This window comes from Microbacterium sp. P5_E9 (assembly GCF_054049175.1).
This window is the reverse complement of sequence record NZ_JBFUMV010000068.1, coordinates 1-685: the sequence shown is the minus strand read 5'-3', so window position 1 is coordinate 685 and position 685 is coordinate 1. Positions and strand designations below refer to the sequence as shown.

General features: G+C 64.2%; 1 protein-coding gene. It reads right to left on the bottom strand.

Going from position 1 to position 685, the window contains the following annotated elements; genetic code table 11:
* On the bottom strand, positions 1–575 hold a 575-nt coding region (locus tag ACXJ3V_RS20255), incomplete at its 3' end, for a hypothetical protein (protein ID WP_457102155.1).
* Between the last annotated feature and the right edge of the window lie 110 nt (positions 576–685).

The following is a 685-nucleotide window of genomic DNA, read 5'->3' as shown; positions in this document are numbered from 1 at the left end:
GCGCAACACTCAGCGCCATCGATGCGTCGCAGCGAGTAGCGCACGGTCTCGCATATACTGTCCCACTCCTGCCGATCGCAGCTGCACGATCCCTGGATGCTCACCGGGGCGATCGCCTGCTCGGCGTAGTGCACGCTGAGCAGCCAGTAGCCCTCCCCGTAGTTCGCGGCGTCCGTCGAATCGCGATCGATCTGCGCCCCCAGCGCGTTGACCTTGATCACGTCCGCGAACGCCAGCGTGACCTCGTCGATCTGCAGCAACTCTCTCCCGTGCTGGTCGAGAGCGAAGCCAGGGCGGATGCGAAGCCGGCCGGACACGCTTTCAGTGAGGCAGGCGTTCACCGGTGCCACGTCGACAGCGAAGCCATACACGACGCCCCAGCCGTGCAGCGCACGATTGAGCAGTCGTCGCCGTTCGTTCAGGTAGTACTGCTCGGTCCGAAATGCATCCGGGGTGAGCCGCTTGCCCACGAAGTAGTTGTTGCGCAGACCGGAGTCGCAACCTCCCTCAACGCAACACTTCGACGGCAGTTCCCATGGGCCGGGAGCACGGGTGAATGTCTCTGGCTTGTTCATGAAGTGCATCTCCTAGTGCAGCCGCGAGCCCGCTTCGATGCCCGAAGGTAAGAGCGTGGTCCCACGCTGCGGCAGTCGCGCAAGGCCGGTGATCGAGTCGGTGCCCAGGT